This window comes from Streptomyces kryoterrae (genome assembly GCF_054072135.1).
Genome location: NZ_CM133358.1, coordinates 7,456,475 through 7,474,942 on the forward strand (window position 1 = coordinate 7,456,475; position 18,468 = coordinate 7,474,942).

Annotated in this window: 20 protein-coding genes and 1 pseudogene; 10 read left to right on the forward strand and 11 right to left on the reverse strand. The window is 69.4% G+C overall.

The genetic code is table 11. The features are described 5' to 3' along the window. The first annotated feature begins 30 nt into the window (after positions 1-30). Together ACW4TU_RS33025 and ACW4TU_RS33030 are read left to right on the forward strand one after the other, a co-directional pair. Positions 31-354, forward strand: coding sequence for a nuclear transport factor 2-like protein (locus tag ACW4TU_RS33025; RefSeq protein ID WP_457419179.1), 324 nt, complete (start codon positions 31-33; stop codon positions 352-354). Positions 355-433: 79 nt separating this feature from the next. After that, positions 434-1,480 carry an aldo/keto reductase gene (locus tag ACW4TU_RS33030; RefSeq protein ID WP_457419181.1) on the forward strand — a complete coding sequence of 349 codons (1,047 nt, stop codon included), beginning with the start codon at positions 434-436 and terminating at the stop codon, positions 1,478-1,480. A gap of 33 nt (positions 1,481-1,513) precedes the next feature. Here the strand turns inward: ACW4TU_RS33030 and ACW4TU_RS33035 are convergent, their stop codons facing one another. The 4 genes from ACW4TU_RS33035 to ACW4TU_RS33050 all read right to left on the reverse strand — a co-directional run bounded on the left by ACW4TU_RS33035 (position 1,514) and on the right by ACW4TU_RS33050 (position 6,024). After that, positions 1,514-2,203, reverse strand: coding sequence for an ABC transporter ATP-binding protein (locus tag ACW4TU_RS33035; protein WP_457419183.1), 690 nt, complete (start codon positions 2,201-2,203; stop codon positions 1,514-1,516). A gap of 66 nt (positions 2,204-2,269) precedes the next feature. Further along, the gene (locus ACW4TU_RS33040; protein WP_457419185.1) at positions 2,270-3,754 is read right to left on the reverse strand and encodes an ABC transporter permease; all 1,485 of its coding nucleotides are present in this window, start codon (positions 3,752-3,754) and stop codon (positions 2,270-2,272) included. Between the two features lie 489 nt (positions 3,755-4,243). Continuing rightward, on the reverse strand, positions 4,244-5,023 hold the full coding sequence (locus ACW4TU_RS33045; RefSeq protein ID WP_457419187.1) for an SDR family oxidoreductase: 780 nt from the start codon (positions 5,021-5,023) through the stop codon (positions 4,244-4,246). Next, a complete protein-coding gene (locus tag ACW4TU_RS33050; RefSeq protein WP_457419189.1) occupies positions 5,020-6,024 on the reverse strand; it encodes a Gfo/Idh/MocA family protein in 1,005 nt (334 codons plus the stop codon). Before ACW4TU_RS33050 ends, ACW4TU_RS33045 begins: the two co-directional genes overlap by 4 nt. 115 nt (positions 6,025-6,139) lie before the next feature. Here ACW4TU_RS33050 and ACW4TU_RS33055 point away from each other — a divergent pair, with 115 nt between their 5' ends. Both ACW4TU_RS33055 and ACW4TU_RS33060 read left to right on the forward strand, forming a co-directional pair. Beyond that, entirely contained in the window at positions 6,140-7,525 is a 1,386-nt protein-coding gene (locus ACW4TU_RS33055; RefSeq protein WP_457419191.1) for a multidrug effflux MFS transporter, read from the forward strand. Beyond that, positions 7,477-8,661 carry a serine hydrolase domain-containing protein gene (locus tag ACW4TU_RS33060; protein ID WP_457419193.1) on the forward strand — a complete coding sequence of 395 codons (1,185 nt, stop codon included), beginning with the start codon at positions 7,477-7,479 and terminating at the stop codon, positions 8,659-8,661. The genes ACW4TU_RS33055 and ACW4TU_RS33060 overlap by 49 nt, the downstream gene beginning before the upstream one ends. 7 nt (positions 8,662-8,668) lie before the next feature. Here ACW4TU_RS33060 and ACW4TU_RS33065 read toward each other — a convergent pair whose 3' ends face one another. Then, positions 8,669-9,400: a class I SAM-dependent methyltransferase gene (locus ACW4TU_RS33065; protein ID WP_457419195.1), complete on the reverse strand. Its 732-nt coding sequence runs from the start codon at positions 9,398-9,400 to the stop codon at positions 8,669-8,671. Between the two features lie 99 nt (positions 9,401-9,499). Here ACW4TU_RS33065 and ACW4TU_RS33070 point away from each other — a divergent pair, with 99 nt between their 5' ends. Further along, positions 9,500-10,510, forward strand: a complete 1,011-nt coding sequence (locus ACW4TU_RS33070) for a small ribosomal subunit Rsm22 family protein (protein ID WP_457419197.1) — start codon at positions 9,500-9,502, stop codon at positions 10,508-10,510. Positions 10,511-10,633: 123 nt separating this feature from the next. After that, positions 10,634-11,164 (forward strand): GNAT family N-acetyltransferase, encoded by a 531-nt coding sequence (locus ACW4TU_RS33075; protein WP_457419199.1) that lies wholly within the window; start codon positions 10,634-10,636, stop codon positions 11,162-11,164. Positions 11,165-11,425: 261 nt separating this feature from the next. Here the strand turns inward: ACW4TU_RS33075 and ACW4TU_RS33080 are convergent, their stop codons facing one another. Both ACW4TU_RS33080 and ACW4TU_RS33085 read right to left on the reverse strand, forming a co-directional pair. Continuing rightward, a complete protein-coding gene (locus tag ACW4TU_RS33080) occupies positions 11,426-11,611 on the reverse strand; it encodes a hypothetical protein (protein WP_457419201.1) in 186 nt (61 codons plus the stop codon). Next, entirely contained in the window at positions 11,608-11,868 is a 261-nt protein-coding gene (locus ACW4TU_RS33085) for a hypothetical protein (protein ID WP_457419203.1), read from the reverse strand. The genes ACW4TU_RS33080 and ACW4TU_RS33085 overlap by 4 nt, the downstream gene beginning before the upstream one ends. A 106-nt stretch (positions 11,869-11,974) precedes the next feature. On the opposite strand from ACW4TU_RS33085, the gene ACW4TU_RS33090 reads away from it, so the two are divergent. The 3 genes from ACW4TU_RS33090 to ACW4TU_RS33100 all read left to right on the forward strand — a co-directional run bounded on the left by ACW4TU_RS33090 (position 11,975) and on the right by ACW4TU_RS33100 (position 13,748). Then, a complete protein-coding gene (locus tag ACW4TU_RS33090) occupies positions 11,975-12,802 on the forward strand; it encodes a helix-turn-helix domain-containing protein (protein ID WP_457419205.1) in 828 nt (275 codons plus the stop codon). Further along, a complete protein-coding gene (locus tag ACW4TU_RS33095; RefSeq protein ID WP_457419207.1) occupies positions 12,799-13,026 on the forward strand; it encodes a DUF397 domain-containing protein in 228 nt (75 codons plus the stop codon). Before ACW4TU_RS33090 ends, ACW4TU_RS33095 begins: the two co-directional genes overlap by 4 nt. Before the next feature lie 341 nt (positions 13,027-13,367). Continuing rightward, on the forward strand, positions 13,368-13,748 hold the full coding sequence (locus tag ACW4TU_RS33100) for a VOC family protein (RefSeq protein ID WP_457419209.1): 381 nt from the start codon (positions 13,368-13,370) through the stop codon (positions 13,746-13,748). Positions 13,749-13,870: 122 nt separating this feature from the next. On the opposite strand, the gene ACW4TU_RS33105 is transcribed toward ACW4TU_RS33100, so the two are convergent. From ACW4TU_RS33105 to ACW4TU_RS33115, 3 genes and pseudogenes are all read right to left on the reverse strand, one after another. Further along, on the reverse strand, positions 13,871-14,419 hold the full coding sequence (locus ACW4TU_RS33105) for a hypothetical protein (RefSeq protein ID WP_457419211.1): 549 nt from the start codon (positions 14,417-14,419) through the stop codon (positions 13,871-13,873). Between the two features lie 238 nt (positions 14,420-14,657). Further along, positions 14,658-14,877: pseudogene (locus ACW4TU_RS33110) on the reverse strand (GNAT family N-acetyltransferase); the annotation flags it as partial. A gap of 196 nt (positions 14,878-15,073) precedes the next feature. Further along, the gene (locus ACW4TU_RS33115; protein WP_457419213.1) at positions 15,074-16,153 is read right to left on the reverse strand and encodes a hypothetical protein; all 1,080 of its coding nucleotides are present in this window, start codon (positions 16,151-16,153) and stop codon (positions 15,074-15,076) included. 414 nt (positions 16,154-16,567) lie between these two features. Between ACW4TU_RS33115 and ACW4TU_RS33120 the strand changes: the two genes are divergently transcribed. Beyond that, positions 16,568-17,686, forward strand: a complete 1,119-nt coding sequence (locus ACW4TU_RS33120; RefSeq protein WP_457419215.1) for a glycosyltransferase — start codon at positions 16,568-16,570, stop codon at positions 17,684-17,686. A 93-nt stretch (positions 17,687-17,779) separates the two neighbouring features. On the opposite strand, the gene ACW4TU_RS33125 is transcribed toward ACW4TU_RS33120, so the two are convergent. Continuing rightward, on the reverse strand, positions 17,780-18,193 hold the full coding sequence (locus ACW4TU_RS33125) for a cytidine/deoxycytidylate deaminase family protein (protein WP_457419217.1): 414 nt from the start codon (positions 18,191-18,193) through the stop codon (positions 17,780-17,782). Positions 18,194-18,468 lie beyond the last annotated feature (275 nt).

The window sequence follows — 18,468 nt, forward strand, 5'->3', positions numbered from 1 at the left end:
GTGCCCGGGCGCGGTGCCAGTGTGACCGGCATGACGATTCAGACCGCCAAGCTCAGCGACCCGGCCGTCCGGGCCTTCGTCAACGCCGTGAACGCGCACGACCGCGAGGCCTTCCGGGCCGTCCTGGCGCCCGACGCGACCATGTCCGACGACGGCTCGGACCGTGACCTCGCCGACTGGACCGAGCGCGAGATCTTCTCCTCCCACGGGCACATGGACGTCGCCAACGAGCGGCGGGGAGGCCACGTCCTCGTCGCCAACTACAGCAACGACACCTGGGGCGAGATGCGCACCAAGTGGATCTTCACCGTCGACGACGGCCGCATCCTCCGCTTCGAGACGGGCCAGGCCTGACAGCCGCGGGAGTCGCGGGAGTCGCCGGTACGTCCTGCCCTTGCGCTGAAGTGTGCTCCAACTCCTAGTGTCCTGATCCATGGAGACCACGGATATCACGGACAACGCGGACAGCCCGGGCAGCGCAGGCGCCACCCGGGCCTTCGCGAACCGGACCCTGGGCCGCAGCGGCATCGAGGTCAGCCCCCTCGGGTTCGGCTGCTGGGCCATCGGCGGGGAGTGGGGTGCCCCGGACGGACAACCCCTGGGCTGGGGCAGGGTCGACGACGACGAGTCCGTACGGGCGGTGCGGCGCGCCCTCGACCTGGGCGTCACCTTCTTCGACACGGCCGACGTGTACGGCACCGGACACAGCGAGCGCGTCCTCGGCCGGGCCCTCGGCAAGCACCGTACGGATGTCGTGGTCGCCACGAAGTGGGGCAACCTCTTCGACGAGCGGACGCGGATCGCGGACGGCCAGGACGACAGCCCCGCGTACGTCCGCCACGCCCTCACCGCCTCCCTCGCCCGCCTCGGCACCGACTACGTCGATCTGTACCAACTGCACCTGTCCGAGGGCGACTTGGACGCGGCTGCTCAACTCCGGGGCGTATGCGAGGAGTTGGTCGCCGAAGGGCTCATCCGTGCCTACGCCTGGAGCACCGACGACCCGGCCCGTGCCGCCCTCTTCGCCCAGGGGCCGCACTGTGCCGCCGTACAGCACCGTCTCAACGTCGTCCAGGACGCGCCCGAAATGCTCGCCCTTTGTGAGGAGTCGGGGCTCGCGAGCATCAACCGGAGTCCGCTCGCCATGGGGTTGCTGACGGGGAAGCGGACCGCCGGGCAGGCACTCGAAGCGGGGGACATCCGCAACGCGCCGCCCGCCTGGCTGCCGGGCTTCACGGCCGGTGCGGGCGCCGACCCGGACTGGCTGGCGCACGTGGACGCACTTCGCTCCGTCCTCACCAGCGACGGCCGTACGCTCGCGCAGGGCGCCCTCGGCTGGCTGTGGGCGCGCAGCCCCCGTACCGTCCCCATCCCCGGTTTCCGGTCCGTCGCGCAGGCCGAGGAGAACGCCGGCGCGATCGCGAAAGGGCCGCTCACCGCAGGGCAGTTGGCCGAGATCGACCAACTGCTCGGGCGGTGAGCGGCCCTTTCGCGATCACCATGTGTCAGGTGATCAACTGACGTACTGGTCCTGGTCCGTGACCGTCAGCTGACCCGCCTTGATGGTCGCCACGCGGGGCGCGCGGCGGGCGATCGACGAGTCGTGGGTGACCAGGATGAAGGTCAGCCCGTACTCGTGCCACAGCCCTTCGAGCAGCGCCATGATGTCGTCACGCGTGCCCTCGTCGAGGTTGCCGGTGGGCTCGTCCGCGAGCAGTACCTTCGGCTTCTTCACCAGGGCGCGGGCGATGGCGACCCGCTGCTGCTGACCGCCGGACAGCTCGGCCGGCGAGTGGGTCAGGCGGTCGCCGAGGCCGACCGAGCGCAGCGCCTCGGCCGCCCGCTCGCGCCGCTCGGCGGGCTTCACACCGAGCGGGACGAGGGCCGTCTCGACGTTCTCCTGCGCGGTCAGCGTCGGGATGAGGTTGAACGCCTGGAAGATGATGCCGATCTTCTCGGCGCGCAGCCGGGTCAGCTTGGCCTCGCTGATGGCGCCGAGATCGACACCGTCCAGCTCGACGCTGCCCTCGGTCGGCCGGTCCAGGCCGCCGATCATCTGCAGGAGAGTGGACTTGCCGCCGCCGGTGGGGCCCTGGATGACGAGCTGGTCGCCGTCCTCGATGACGAGGTCGATGCCGCGCAGCGCCTCCACCGTCTCCTTGCCCCGCGTGTATCTCTTGGTGACACCGGTGAGCTTGTACATGAACGACTCCGTGACGTACGGGAATTGGGGCAGGGGGAGAGTGGAGCTGAGGGGAGTGCCGGGTGGTTACGACACGCTGCGCAGCGCGTCCGCGGGCCGCATCCGGGAGGCCCGCCAGCCGCCCATCGCCCCGGCGATCAGACCGCCGGTGATGGCGAGGCCCGCCGCGAGCGCGATGGTGGTGAGGGAGACGGGCGCCGACAGCGCGATCTCCATCGTGTTGGCCGCCGACTGCTGACCCGGGCCGCCGCCGGGGCCGCCACCCATGCCGCCGCCACCGCCGCCGGTGTTGCCGAGCTGCGCGGTCAGCTTGGGGCTGTAGGTGGTCACCGCGTACGCCGCCGCGAGGCCGAGGCCGATGCCGAGCGCGCCGCCGAGCAGACCGTTCACGATGGACTCGCCGACGACCTGCCGGGTCACCCTGCGCGAGGGCCAGCCCAGCGCCTTCAGTGTGCCGAACTCCCGCACCCGCCGGGACACGGCCGAGGAGGTGAGCAGCGCGGCCACCAGGAACGCCGCCGCGAGTACCGCGATGGACAGCCACTTGCCGACGCTGGTCGCGAGGTTCGAGGCCGTGGAGAGGGAACCGGAGACGGTTTCCGCGAGGTCGGCGGAGGTCGTGACGGTCGTACCCGAGATGTTCTTCTGGATCGTCGACTTGACGGTGTCGATCTGCTTCGAGTCGGTCGCCTGGACGTAGATCGTGGAGACCAGGTTCGCGGAGTCGCCGAGCGTCTGCGCCTGCTTGAGCGGCACGTAGACGTCGGTCGTGGCCTCGCTGCTCTCGGGCGTCGCGATGCCGATGACCTTGTACTTCGTACCGGAGATCGTGAGGGTCTTGCCGACCGTGTACTTGTTCTCCTTGGCGTACGACTTGCTGAGCACCGCGACCTTCGCGTTGGCCTGCGCCGTCGTGAACGTCTTGCCGCTGGTGATCGTCGTGGTGGCGAGCGGGCCGAGCGCCTGGTTCGTCACGTCGACGCCCGTGACGGAGTACGAGTTGACGTCGAACGAGGCGCCGCCGCCCTGGATCTCGGGCGGGGCGGTGCTGCCGGAGTTGTTGCCCTGGCCGCCGCCGGGACCACCCTGGCCGGAGGACGAGGACGAGGACGACGAGGTGTCGGTCTTCGCCTTGCCCTGGGTGAAGGAGCCGTCGACCTTGGTGACGTTGAGGCTCAGCGCGCCGACCGCCGTCGCCACGCCCTTCTGGGCGGCGACCTTGGTGACCAGCGCCGACTTCAGGGTCTGTCCGCCCTGGGTCGTCACGCGGTCGCTGCTCTGCGTCTCCGTCGAGTCGTTCGAGCTGGCGTCGAAGTCGAAGCTCGGCCGGCCCGACTGGGTGCCGGTGGGGGCCGATCTGGCCTTGGTGACGGTCATGTCGGTGCCGAGGCCGTACAGCGACTGCAGGACCTTCTCCTGTGCCTGCTGCATGCCGGCCGACACCGAGTTGACGGTGATGACCAGCGCGATACCGAGCGCCAGACCCATGGCGATGACCAGAGCGGCCTTCTTGCGCCGGCTCAGCTCACGCTTGAGATAGATGCCAAACATCCCGTTCCTCAAAGGTTCATGGGCGCCCAGCTGCGGACGGCGCCCACTGTGGGCGCTGCCACAAGCTAGGGAGGAACCTTTGTGGGGAACTGGGTAAACGATGTGCGGGGGCTGAGAAATCGGGACCGAAACAATCACGAACAATTAAGACGCGTGGCGTGGCTCTTGGTGCTGCCCATCGCGCTGCCCGTGCCCGTGATGCTCGTGTGCCTGAGCACACGACAGCCGCTCCATGACCCGGTGCGTACCTCGCGGTCCCACGCGAGGTCCACCCCCACCCGGATGCGCCATGGAGCGGCTGTCGTCTTCCCCACCCCTCGGTGTGGTCCGTTGTGTGTTACCGGAACCCCGGAGCGTCAAGTGTGAAGCTCCGGTGGAGAAGGCGTGTTGAGCATATGCCTGCGACCGGGCAGAACGCTACGGAGCAATCAATTCCATTTGTGCAGGTTGAGTCTTCGAATACCTGCGCGAGACCGCCTCGACTCCGCCTCAGCCCCGCCCCACATAGGGCATCGCGGTCGCCAGAACCGTCGCGAACTGCACATTCGCCTCCAACGGCAGCTCCGCCATGTGCCGCACGGTGCGTGCCACGTCCGTCACGTCCATGACGGGCTCCGGCGCCGTCTCCCCGTTCGCCTGCAGGGCGCCTGTTTGCATTCGCGCGGTCATGTCCGTCGCCGCGTTCCCGATGTCGATCTGGGAGACCGCGATACGGTACGGCCGCCCGTCCAGCGCCAGCGACTTGGTCAGCCCCGTCAGCGCGTGCTTGGTCGCGGTGTACGGCGCCGAGTGCGGCCGGGGTGTGTGCGCGGAGATCGACCCGTTGTTGATGATCCGCCCGCCCTGCGGATCCTGTTCCTTCATCTGCCGGTACGCCGCCTGCGCGCACAGGAACGCCCCGTTGAGGTTGGTGTCCACGACGTGCCGCCACGCCTCGTACGCCAGATCCTCCACCGCCACCCCGCCAGGACCGAACGTCCCCGCGTTGTTGAACAGCAGGTCGAGCCGCCCGAACCGCTCACGCACGGCCGCGAACAGGGCGGCCACGTCGTCGGGTTGGGCCACGTCGGCGCGTACGACGAGACGGGCGCCCCCGTTCGCGCCCTCGGGTGTGAGGCCCTCGGGCGCGAGCGCCGCCGTCTCCTCCAGGCGTTCGGTACGGCGGCCCGTGAGTGCCACCGACCAGCCCGCGCCGAGCAGTTCGAGGGCGACCGCGCGCCCGATACCGGAACCGGCACCGGTCACGACCGCGATCTTCCCCTCGCTCATACGCGGGCCTCGCCCGGGTAGCGGACGCCGATCTGCTCCCGGATGGTGTCCATCGTCCGCATCACCGCGAGGGTGCCGTCGAGCGGGACGAGCGGGGACTCGGTCTCGCCGGCCCGCAGCGCGCGCATCACCTCGGTGGCCTCGTGCCGGAAGCTGTTGCGGGCCCCGTGGTCGGGGGCGGCGACGAACTCCTCGGGGTCGCGGCCGTCGCGGTGCAGCACGAACCGGTCCGCGAAGAAGAACCCGTCGGGTACGTCGATCCGGCCCTTGGAACCGGTCACCGACGCGCTGATGGACGTACCGCCGACGATGGAGCAGTGCACCGAGGCGAGAGCGCCGCTCTCCCAGGAGAGCAGTGCTCCCGTCTGGAGATCGACGTTCTCTTTGGAGAGCACCGCTCTCGCCGAGATGCCGTCGGGCTCCCCGAGCAGCAGGTGCGCGAACGACACCGGGTAGACGCCCAGGTCGAGCAGTGCCCCGCCGCCCTGCGCCGGGTCCCGCAGCCGGTGCGAGGGCGGGAAGGGCCCCTCGAGCCCGAAGTCGGCCTGCACGGTCCGTACCTCACCGATCGCACCCTCGTCGACCAGCGCCTTCAGCCGCCGGACGACCGGGTTGCAGTACGTCCACATGCCCTCCATCAGGAAGGCGCCGCGCTCCTTCGCCAGCGCGACCAGTTCCTCCGCCTCCCGCACGTTCAGCGTGAACGCCTTCTCGCACAGCACGTTCCGCCCGGCCTCCAGGCACAGGCCCGCGGCGGCCCGGTGCGCCGCGTGTGGAGTGGCGACGTACACCACGTCCACGTCGGCGTCCTCGGCCAGCGACGCCCAGTCGCCGTAGGCCCGGGGGATGCCGAACCGTTCCGCGAACGCCTTCGCGGAGGCCTCCGTCCGCGAGGCGACCGCCACGAGCTCCGCGTCCGGCAGATCGACCAGATCCGCCGCGAACGCCGCCGCGATCCCTCCCGTAGCCAGAATTCCCCACCGCACGCGCTCAGCCGACATGCCAGCCCCTAGTCCCGTGACTTTGTTACCTCGAACACCCTGCACGAACGGAATGTACGAACCGCCTGTACGAGCTGAGAGCATAGGTGGCGGATTACTCGAAAAGGGAGGGCGTATGCCCGAGCGTGGCCGAACCACGCGGGACAGGAAGCGTCCCCAGGCAGAGACAGACACAGGGGCAGGAACGGAGACAGCAGAGACAGCGGGGGCAGAGACAGCGCAGGCAGAGACAGAGGCAGCGGCAGAGATTCGGGAAGACATACCCGGCTCCGCCCGCGCCCTCCGCCGCACCGGCCTCCTCGTCACCTTCATGCTCGGCGGGCTGACGGCGACGCCTCCGCTGGCGATGGACATGTACCTCCCGTCCCTCCCCGAGGTCACGACCTCCCTGCACGCGCCCGCCGCGAGCGTCCAGCTGACCCTGACCGCCTGTCTGGCGGGCATGGCCCTCGGCCAGCTCCTGATCGGCCCGATGAGCGACCGATGGGGCCGCCGGCGCCCGCTGCTGGCGGGCCTGGCGGTGTACGTCGTGGCCACCGTCCTGTGCGCCCTCGCGCCCAGCCTGGAGTTCCTGGTCGCCTTCCGGCTGCTCCAGGGGCTGGCGGGCTCGGCCGGGATAGTCATCGCGCGGGCGGTCGTACGGGACCTGTACGACGGCGTGGCCATGGCCCGCTTCTTCTCCAGCCTCATGCTGATCTCGGGCGTCGCCCCGATCGTCGCGCCGCTCATCGGCGGCCAGATCCTGCGGGTGACGGACTGGCGGGGTGTGTTCGCCGTCCTCACGGTGGTCGGGATCGCGCTCGCGGTGCTGGTCTGGTTCCGCCTCCCCGAGACCCTCGACCCGGCCGACCGTCACGCCGGGGGAGTCGGCGAGGCGCTCCACTCCATGCGCGCTCTCCTCGCGGACCGGGTCTTCACCGGGTACGTCCTGGCGGGCGGCTTCGCCTTCGCGGCCCTGTTCGCCTACATCGCCGCGTCCCCCTTCGTGATCCAGGAGATCTACGGCGCCTCCCCGCAGACGTTCAGCCTGCTGTTCGGCATCAACTCGGTCGGGCTGGTGATCGTCGGCCAGATCAACGGAAAATTCCTGGTCGGCCGCGTGTCGATGGACAAGGTGCTGGCGCTGGGCCTGGCGGTCATCACCCTGGCGGCGACGGCGCTGCTGCTGATGTCGACCGGCGTGTTCGGCGAGGCGGGCCTGTTCCCGGTGGCCACCGCGCTCTTCGTGCTGATGTCGGCGATGGGCGTGGCGATGCCCAACACCCAGACCCTCGCCCTGATGCGGACGCGCCACTCGGCGGGCGCCGCGTCCGCCCTCCTGGGCACCACGTCCTTCCTGATCGGCGCGGTCGCCTCCCCCCTGGTGGGCATCGCCGGAGAGCACACCGCCGTCCCGATGGCGGTCGTCCAACTGGCGGCAGCACTGGTGGCGGTCGGCTGCTTCGTGGGACTGTGCCGTCCTTGGAACAGACGTACGACCTTGGAGGGAGTGGAGAGCTGAGCGCCGTACCGAGACTGCGCGTCGACACCCCGGAACGGGCCGGCCTGGATCCCGAGGAGATGCGCCACCTCGTACGAGAGGTACGCGCCCTCACCACCGGCGAGCGCCCCTGGGCCCCGGCCGCGGTCGTGATCGTCGGGCGCGGCCCGGTGATCGCGGTGGAGGCGGCGGCGGGCTGGGCGGTGCGGTACGCGTCGTACGACGAGCGCACGGACACGGGAGTGGAACTCCCGGCGGCGGCACGGATCCCGGCAACGATGTCGACGCCCTTCGACCTCGCCTCCCTGACGAAGCTGTTCACGGCGGTGGCGGCGGTGCAGCAACTGGAGCGCGGCACACTGGGCATGGACGCCCGGGTGGCCGCATACCTGCCGGACTTCACGGCGGCGGCCCAACACGCCATCACCGTACGGCAGTTGCTCACCCACACCTCGGGCCTGCGCCCCGAACTCCCGCTGTACGACTGCCCCGACGGCGTGGCCCGCCGAGCACGGCTACGGGCGGAGGCGCCGTCGTCCCCGCCGGGCCACCACCTCTACTCCGACCTGAACATGCTGCTCCTCCAGTACGTCCTGGAGCGCGTCACGGGACGCACTCTGGACGTACTGATCCACGACGGCATCACCCGCCCCCTCGGCATGACGGCGACCGGCTTCGGCCCCTGCCCCGACGCGGCGGCGACCGAGGACCAGCGCGGACCCTGGGCCAAGGTGGAACGGGGGATGGTACGGGGTGAGGTCCACGACGAGAACGCGTGGGCGCTGGGCGGGGTGGCGGGCCACGCGGGCCTGTTCTCGACGGCACACGACCTGGCCGTCTTCTGCCGCTGCCTGCTGGCGGGCGGCGCGTACGGCCCGGCCCGCATCCTGGGCCCGGACTACGTGGAACTGCTGCTGGTCCCGCCGGGTCTGGGCTTCGCCGTCGACCAGCCGTGGTTCATGGGGGAGTTGGCGGGGCGGGGCGCGGCCGGCCACATCGGCTTCACGGGTACGTCCCTGGTCCTGGACCGGGCCACGGACACGTTCGTGGTGCTGCTGACGAACGCGGTGCATCCGAAACGGAGTTGGGGGCGCGTGGGGAACGGGCCCCGGGTGCGGGTGGCGGACCGGGTGGCTCGGGGGGTGCGGGGGAGATGAGGCCAGGTCACTGCTGCGCCCGCCGTGCCACGAACACGAACTCCCGGCCGGGGCGGTCGGGAGCGTCGCGCACGTCCCGTACCTCGTAACCCTGGGACAGCAACTCGGCCTCGGTCTCGTCCCGTTCACGGAAGAGCAGCGTGGAGTCGGAGGTCAGCACCTCCCTGTCCACCGGGAACACGAAGGTCCAACGGAACGTCACGAGTGGGCCGTTGACGCCGGTCAGCTCGACCCAGCTCTCGACCGCACCGACGCCGGGAATCTGCGTCACGCGGTACGAGGAGTCACGGTTCCACTGCTCCCAGGCTCGCCTCGACGGGTCCCGGGTCTCGAAGACGAGGTGGCCGCCGGGACGGAGGGCGGCGTAGGCGCCCCGCAGGGTGCGCTGCCAGGCGTGCGGGTCGGTGATCTCCTGGGCCGCGTTGGCGGTCATCGTCGCGAGGTCGACCCGGAGGGGCGGCAGGGTTGTCGCGTCGCCGTGGATCCAGCGGACGCGTCCGGCACCGGGTTTGGCACGGGCGACGTCGAGCGAGGCCAGGGCGGGGTCGACGCCGACCACGTCGATCCCCCGGCGCGCGAGCAGCAGCGCGAACACGCCGGTGCCACAGCCGATGTCGAGGACGCGGCGGGCCTCGAACTCGGCCGCGATGCCGACGTAGGCGTCGAGGTCGGTACGGTCGGGGTCGAGGGGGTCGTAGATCGCGGCGAGGCGGGGGTGCCGGAACGCTTCGTCAGCCATGGGGCGGACGCTATCGGCGCCGGATGCCCGGCCGCCGCCGAGTTTCGTCCGTCCCATGGGCGAGATCGGCATCCCTCCGGGAATCACTACAATCGGCCCGTGAACACCCCTGTTTCCCCAGCCGGCGCCCTGCGCGTCGCCCTTGCCGGTCTGCTCGACGGGCTGCCGCCGAAGGCGGCCACGCAGGCGGTCGAGCGGCTGATCGCCAACTACCGGGGACTGACGCCGACCGATGTGCCCGTACTGCGGGACCGGTCCGACGTGGCCGCGTACGCCGCCTACCGGATGCCGGCCACGTTCGAGGCGATGTGCTCGGCGCTGGACGCCTTCGCCGCGGCGGCGCCCGGCTGGGTGCCCGGCAGTCATGTCGACGTCGGGGGCGGGACCGGGGCCGCGACCTGGGCTGTCAACGCCGTGTGGGCGGGCGTACGGCCCGTGACCGTCCTCGACTGGGCCGAGCCGGCGCTCGTTCTCGGGCGGGAGATCGCCGCCGCCAACCCGGAGTTGAAGGGCGCGGAGTGGCAGCGCTCTCGGATCGGAGCGGCGCTCAAAATCGAGAGCACTGATCTCGTCACCATCTCCTACGTGCTCGGCGAACTGACCGCCGCCGACCGCACCTCCGTGGTCGACACGGCGGCCGGCGCCGCCCAGGCCGTCGTCGTCATCGAACCCGGCACCCCCGACGGCTACCTCCGCGTCATCGAGGCCCGCGAGCAGCTCGTCCGCGCCGGCTTCCACATCGCCGCGCCCTGCCCGCACAGCGCGGCCTGCCCGATCGTCCCCGGCGAGGACTGGTGCCACTTCTCCGCCCGGGTCAGCCGCTCCTCCCTCCACCGAAAGGTGAAGGGCGGCTCCCTCCCGTACGAGGACGAGAAGTTCAGCTACGTCGCCGCCACCCGCTTCCCGGTGACTCCGGCGCCCGCCCGCGTCGTACGCAAGCCGCAGATCCGCAAGGGGCAGGTGCTTCTGGATCTGTGCGAGACAGACCTCTCGCTGCGCCGGGAAACAGTCACGAAGCGGCACGGTGTTCTCTACCGGGCGGCCCGGGACGTGGACTGGGGGGATGCCTGGCCGCCGGTGGAGGAGGACGGGAACCATGACCCGAGGTGAAAGTAGATCTCGGTCGGGAACGGTCATGCGTGACGCATGTCGCGTGACGCGTGAGCAGTCGTGGGCCCGAGGTTACGAAGAATGCCTGATCACCGAGGATGGACGGGTGTTAACGTCGCTCGCATGCCCGAACTGATCACACCCACAGGCCGACTCCAGTCCTCATGGCTCGCGGCGTGTGACGAGTGGCCTCCAGGCGCCCACCAGGACGGAACCGGTCTGCGTCTCGCACCTGACGACGGCCTCGACAGCCCCGAGGTTTTCGCGCAGTGGGTCGAACAACTGCGGCAGCAGTCGGACAGGTCGGTTGCCGTGGGAGAAGGGCACGTCCACGCCACCTACTGGTGGATCGTCGAGGACGGCAGCTATCTGGGAGCCGTCGATCTGCGGCACTATCTGAACGCCGTTCTGCTCGATATCGCCGGGCACATCGGCTACAGCATCCGGCCCTCCGCACGGAGACGTGGCCTGGCCACATGGGCCCTCGGGGCGGTTCTGCACGAAGCCCGCACGCTCGGGCTGGACCGGGTCCTGGTCACCTGCGACGACGACAACGTCGGATCGGCGCGCACCATCGAGCGCAACGGTGGCGTCCTGGAGGACGTACGTACCACCGAAGTGGGCATCAAGCGCCGCTACTGGATCACTTTGTAGACAGTGCCGCAGCCGCAGCCGTGCTGGTTCCGGCCACTCGTCGAGCCCGCGAGCCCGGTCACCCACTACCCGTCCACGTAAGCGGCTTCCGCCCGCACGTCCGGGGCGTCTCCCGCTCGCGGAGAACCCGCACCCCCCAGCCGTCGACATCCCACCAGCGCGGGACCAACTCGTGCCGGGGCGCAGCCACCACCACCGGGCGCCCCAGGGAATCCGGGTCGGTCGCCCGGTCGGCGAGCGTGCCGGCCCTCTTCTCCCGGTTCACGAGCGCTCTCCGTGCTCGGCGACCCGGTGCCGAACACGCAGCACGCGGCAGTCGCTCACCTTGCTCGCGTCCCGCTCGGCTCTGGCGGCGGCTTCGGCCCGGTCGAGTTCCTGGCAGCCCCAACATGCGGTGGGCTCAGCGGCGTTGACGTCGGTGTTGATGTCGGTGTTGGTGTCGGTCACGCCACTTCTCCCCGGCTTCTGGCGTTCTCGCGCGCCGTCCTGGCGCTGAGGCACTCGGCCGGTGTGGCGGGGCGGACGTGTTCAGGGTCCGCGTCCCACTCCGTTCCGCCGCAGACCGGACGCAGTGACCAGTACGGGCCGGCCGTACCCCGGAACTCCCCGACCCGGCCTTCACTGCTGGTGTCCACCACGAGTGTGCCGGGGGTCGGTGCGTGCGGGGGTTCTCGCCTGTGTGCGGGAACACTCTCTCCGGACACAACCACTCCTCTCCGTAGTCGTTCCACTACCAAGGCGTTTCAGCGTGACTCAGAGGCGGGAACCCTTCAACTTGTCAGGTGAGGACGAAAGGTTGATGAAAAAACTTTGAACCGTAAGGAGTTGGACCCGGACAGCTCGCCCCAGGCGGCCTTCGGGGCGCGATTGCGCACTGCACGGGAGGCGCGTGGCTGGACGCAGGAAGAGCTGGCAGAGCAGATGGGGTACTCCAGCACGCATATTTCGTCGGTCGAAACCGGTCGCAAGCTTCCAACCTTGCGCCTCGCGCGGAGTGCGGATTCGGCGTTGGGGACAGGCGACATGTTCGAGCGCGCATTCCGCAAGGTGCGGAACGCGGGGCTGCTGGAAGGCTTCCCGCAGTTCGTCGACCATGAGGCGCAGGCGGCGGAGATCCGGCTGTACGAGGTGGGTGTCGTCCCCGGTCTGCTCCAGACGCCGGAGTACGCGGCGGTTCTCGCACAGAGCGCTGTGCGGCGGGGTGCGATCACGAGCGACCAGGCGGACGAACGCGTCGAGCTTGTCGCGGAACGGCAGGCCACGCTTGTCCGGAGACCCCCGCCGATGGTCTTCGTGGTGCTGGACGAAAGCTGCATCCGTGTGCCTATTGGTGAACCCGCCGTCATGGACGCCCAGTTGGCGCGGCTGGTCGAGTTCGCGGAGCTGCCGAACACCGTCCTCCAGGTCGCTCCGTTCGTGATGGGGTCCCGTCGTCCGTTCGACTTGCCGATCTACATCCTGACTCTGCCGGACCGTTCGCTCGTGTCCTACGCCGAGTCCGCCCACCGCGGTCACCTCGAACGGGAAAGCACTTTCGTACTGCCGATGCTGACGGCCTACCATCAGTTGCAGGCCGAAGCGCTCTCTCAGGCGGCGTCTGTGGCCATGATCGAGCAGTTACGAAAGGGCACCTCGTGACGACCGAATCCCCGCGTTGGTTCACGTCCTCGTACAGCAACAACGGCGGCGCTTGCGTAGCGGTCGCCGCAAACCTCGTCGCTTCGCGCGGCCTGGTCCCCGTCCGTGACTCCAAGAGCCCGAGCGGCCCGGTTCTGGACTTCCACGTCGACGCGTTCTCGACCTTTGTCGAGGGCATCAAGGGCGTCAAGGGCGTCAGGGCCGGAGAGTTCGGCGCCGTCTGACCGTCTGACCGTCCGACCGCCTGGCTCCGCACGTAGTGCGCGGCAGCAGAATCCTCGCCGCGCCCCCTGTCAGGAGGGAGCGTGGTGTGGGGCTTGTTGCTGCGCCGCCCAGCCTTTCTCACGGCTGCCTGTGGGCCCCGTACGAGGACGAGAAGTTCAACTACGCGGGGCCACCGGCTTCCCGGTGGCCCCGGCGCCCGCCCGCCACCCCCGTACCGCTCTGAAATCGTTCGCCAGCGCTCGCCTCGTTCGATACGGTCGCGAGGTTGTTTTCACTGCTGGGAGCACATGGGGTACACCTTCGGCTCCCGGCGGTTCCCAGGCTGAGAGCAGGTTTCGTCATGGCGTGTCGTATCAGTGAGCTCGTGCTCGGTTGCCGCGACCCTGAGGTGCTGGCGCGGTTCTGGTGCGAGGTCCTCGACTTCGTCGTGCTCGATCGCGAGGGCGACGACATGTACGAGATCGGGCCGCGCGAAGGGTTCGGCGGTCCGCAGCCGACGATCATCCTCAGTCGCAGGGACGAGCCGGAGCCGGGGAAAACCCGGCTGCACATGGACGTCAACGCCACCGACCGCGACCAGGACGCCGAGCTCGAACGCCTTCTGAAGCTCGGTGCGCGTCCGGCCGACATCGGCCAGACAGGGGAAGAGCAGTGGCATGTCCTGGTCGACCCCGAAGGCAATGAGTTCTGCCTGCTCAAGGCCCGCCTCAACCCGCTCTGACGCCGTGACGACGACACCTGTGCGGCGGAATCCGTAAACATGGTCGCCCCGCGTGGCCTGGTCCCCGTTCGTGATGCCCGGAACCCGAGCGGCCCGGTTCCGGGCCTCCCCGTCGACGCGACCTAGTGCCAGCAGGTGGCCTTGCCGTCGTCCCCCTCGGCGCCGACCGTTACCGCGTAGGCGAGTCCCGTGCCGACCTCGGGTGTGGGCGAGAAGCCGTCGGTGCGGAAGTCGACGCTGAGCAGCAGGTGTCGGTTCTTGTCGGTCTTGGTCCAGCAGGCGCCCTCCACACTGGGGGGCGGCGCCGCCGGGTCCGGGTCCGGCTCGGGTCGCCAGCCTTCGGCGGTGGCGGTCTTCGTGTAGTAGGCGATGACGGCGTCCGGCTTTCCCGGGAAGGTGTAGAGGCGGTCCGCGTGCAGCCAGGGCTTTCCACCGCTGTCGTCGTCGCAGCCGGTGGTCACCCCCGTACCGCGGTAGTTGGCGGGTTCGCCTGCGCCGGCGGGCGCCGAGCCGAGCGGCGGCTGGCCTGCCAGCCCTTCGAGTTGGGCGGCCGTGTCGTGGCAGCCGTCGTCGTCGCCGAGCGCGGAGCACGCGGTGAGGAAGGCCGTCGGCAGGAGGAGGGCGGCCGTCAGCCCGACGCGGGCGGCGATGGACGATCGTGTGGGGGACAAGGGGGTGCTCCTGGAAGTGCGGCAACCGGTGGCCGGATGCTGGGCGGTCGAGAGGAGTCCGGTGCGGTTGCTGCACGTGCGCCGCAATGTCCGCAACGTTCGCGACTACGGGACCGGCCGAGCGCTCCGAAGCGATGCTCGCCCTCGCCCCGGCCCGCTGTCCAGCCCGACGCGGCTCTCCCACGGCCGGCTGAAACCGTCCAGGCTGCCTGAGGTGTCACGGGGCTGGCGGGAAAGGTCAGTCGGGTGATGTGACCGTGGACCACATGCCGAGCCACCGCTCGGCGCCCCAGGCCTCGAACCGCTCCACCTCGGTGAACCCCAGCTTCGCCGCGAGGCGCATCGAGCCGACGCTTGGCGGTCTGGGCGGTGAGCACCACCGGCTCGCCGGGAAGGGCGCCGGTGAGCCAGTCGAGTGCCGCCACGCCTGCCTCGGCGGCGTACCCGGATCCGCCGGCCGGTGCCGACCTGACGGCGGAGATCGGCCGGCTGGCGGGTCAGGAAGCGCAGGTGCGAGCTGGACAGGCGGATGGAATATCGAAGGCGGGCTCTTCCGCCGCACCGAGCCGAGGTGGAACCTCAGCACGCGTGAGTCCCCGCCGGAAGAAGCCCGGCGGGGACTCATACGTGCAAAGGCGTTCGTGAGGTGTGCGGTCAGCTGCAGACCGCGTAGACCGTAATGGTGGTGATGGCACCCGCCGTCGCGGTCACCGTCCAGTGGTCTCCGTTCGGGTAGGTCTGCCCGAGGACGGTGGCGAGGCCAACGGCAGACAGTCCTCCGGAGATGGGAGTGGTGCCGGCCGGACATGCCGGGGAGTCGTAGGACGCGTTAACGCCCACCAGGACGTTGTAGTCCTGCGAGACGATCACCGAAGTCAACGGTCCGGCGGGGCCGGTGGGGCCGGTGGCGCCGGTGGGGCCCGTGGCGCCGGCAGGGCCGGTGGCACCCGCGCTACCGTCGACGCCCGCAGGGCCGGTCGGGCCGGTCGGGCCGGTGGCACCCGTCGCGCCCGTCGCACCCGTGGCGCCCGTAGCTCCGGTGGCGCCGGTGGCACCCGAAGGGCCGGTAGCACCCGAAGGGCCGGTAGCACCCGTGGCGCCGGTGGCGCCGGTGGCTCCCGTGGCTCCCGTGGCGCCGGTGGCGCCCGTCGGGCCGGTCGGGCCGGTCGCACCGTCGACGCCCGCAGGGCCGGTGGCGCCGGTGGCGCCGGTAGCTCCCGTGGGACCTGTGGCCCCGGTAGCACCCGTGGCGCCGGTAGCACCCGTGGCGCCGGTCGGGCCGGTCGGGCCGGTCGGGCCGGTCGCACCGTCGACGCCCGCAGGGCCGGTAGCGCCGGTAGCGCCCGTGTCACCGGTCGGGCCCGTGTCACCGGTCGGGCCGGTCGCACCGTCAGCGCCCGTGTCGCCTGTGGCGCCCGTCGGCCCCGTGGGCCCCTTGGGACCCTTCGGCCCCGTCGCGCCCGTCGCGCCCGTCTGCCCCTTCGGCCCCTTGGGACCCTTCGGCCCGGTCGGTCCTGTGGGGCCGGTCTGGTCGTCGTCGCCGTAGTCGCCATCGCCAACAGGGCTGGTGGCAGAGGCTATGTTGGCGACCGTCTTGGTGTGCTCCGTCGCGAGAGCCGGGCTGGCCATGCCCGTGAGCACGATGGCGAGGGATGCAAGGCTGCTGCCCGCGATCCAACTGCTTCGCCTGGGGAGCGGGCCGAGTGAGGAACGTGTCCTGGAGTCAGGACTCATGCGGTCTCCTGATTTCGCGAAGTCGAAGAGTCACGCCACCCCGGAAGGGGCGACATCCCCATCATTACCATGTGCGACGGTTTGCGCACTTTGTGTAACATTGCCGCCTTGTCCATGCTTTAAGTGCTCCTAGTTACGTGCCATGCACATGGCATTTTTTGCCGGGCATTGGCGCGAACGGCCAACTCCATGACAGATGCCGGATGTATCCCCTCCAGGGGGGCAAGGGTGGCCGCCGGTCTACCGGCACCCGCCCGCTTCCTGTCGCCCGGCCGGCTCGCTCATAACAAGAATCGGCGTTGCGTCGACAATCCTTGAGTTGAAGTGTCTACAGTGATTACGGCGACTTCCTCCTGTGCGATTCAAGCTTTTTTCGTCATGCCCGATGAGAAACTCGAAAGTAGGGTCAGAACCATGAAGCCGACCATCTGTCTCTGCATGATCGTAAAGAACGAATCGGCCGTAATCGAGCGGTGTATCGCCTCGGTGCGCGACATCGTCGACACCTGGATTATCTCTGACACGGGCTCGACAGATGGCACTCAGGATCTGATTAGAAAAGCCTTCGACGGTGTCCCCGGCGAGTTGCACGAAGACGCCTGGGTTGACTTCGGGGTCAATCGCACACTCAACATCGAACGCGCCCGCGGGAAAGCTGACTACTTGCTTCTGATGGACGCCGACATGACCATTCGGCAAGAAGGGCCATTGCCTTCGCTGTCCTGTGCGTCCTACATGATCCCGCACGCCGGAAGTCTCGCCTACCGGATCAAGCGTCTCGTCCGCGGTGATTTGCACTGGCGCTACGAAGGCGTGACACACGAGTACCTGACCGCCGACGAGGAGCATGAGCAGGAGAATCTCGACGCCCTCGTGATCGAGCACTTCGCCGACGGCGGCTCCCGGCATGACAAGTTCGAACGAGACATGGCCCTGCTGAGCGCGGAGCTCGAGCGCGATCCCACAAACGCGCGAAGCACGTTCTACCTGGCCCAGACCATGCGTGACATGGGTCGCACCGAAGAGGCGATCGCCCTTTACGAACGGCGTGCGGAGATGGGTGGCTGGGGAGAGGAGGTCTATTACTCACTCCTGCAGGCAGGAATCCTCAAAGATGACTCCGGTGACTGGCCGGGAGCCATGGACACCCTCTCGCGGGCATGGGAGCAGCGTCCGCAGCGCCTTGAGGCATGCTTCGAATTGGTCTCACGGCTGCGGAAGCGTGGAAACTATCGTGCCGGGCATGCCTTCGCATGTGCGGGGATCAATCGCACAGAGCCCGACGATATTCTCTTCACTCACCCATGGGTCTACAAGTGGGGGATGCTCTTCGAGTATTCCGTCGTTTCTTACTGGGCAGGGGATGTTCAAGGCTCCCTCGATGCGTGTGACCGCCTTCTGGCCATGCCTGACCTGCCGGAATCCCACCGTCTGCAAACACTGAGGAATCGCGAATTCGCCGTCGCCCGTCAAGCCGAAGAGTCGGACAGCGTCGAGGGGGGAGCGTCCCGGAAATCGGGGGCCGAAATCTAGACGCGGCCGCATCGTGCCACTCACGGCGGAAACCAAGCACCCCAGTCGGGCACAAGTCGCGTACATGGTGGGGCTTTCGGCTGCGACAGCGGTTTACTCGGTATCGAGTTGGTGGTCGGCCCAGACATAGGTCTCGGGGAGCAACTCGGTGATGCGGACGGTTCGGAGGCGGTCGCCTTCGCCGACGATGACCTTGAGGGCGGGGAAGTAGTCGAGCAGGACCTGACGGCATCGGCCGCAAGGTGGGACAACCCCGCGGTCCCGGTCGCCCACCGCGACGATCGTGTCCAAGTCGTAGGCGCCCTGGGCCGCTGCCGTGCCGATGACGACCAGTTCGGCGCAGGGGCCCCCGGTGAAGTGGTAGGCGTTCACCGCCGTGACGATCCGGCCGTCCTGAGTACGGGCCGCTGCTGCCATGGTGTGGTTGTCACCCCGGCAGCGAGTGCGCGCGATGCGCGCTGCGGCCTGGATGAGTTCGTGGTCGACGGGGTGGGGCTGCGTGCTCATCTCTCTGCCTTCATCAGGTGTCGGACACCCCAAGTCCTTGGCTACCGGCGGACGTTGGGAGGAGCACCTCAGCGCTGAGGCCACCCCACAGGCCGTCGAGCCGTCGAGCCGTGGTGGTGGGTGGGGGCGAGTGGCGGTGACGGGCGCGGTCGTGCTGCCGGCGTAGACGATCTCGCCGATCGTGCGGACCACGGGCTACGGCCACCACGGACGCCACGGTCACTGCGGCGACGGCCGGAGCGGTCCAGCCGTGTCCAGCGGCCGTCCGGTGCGGC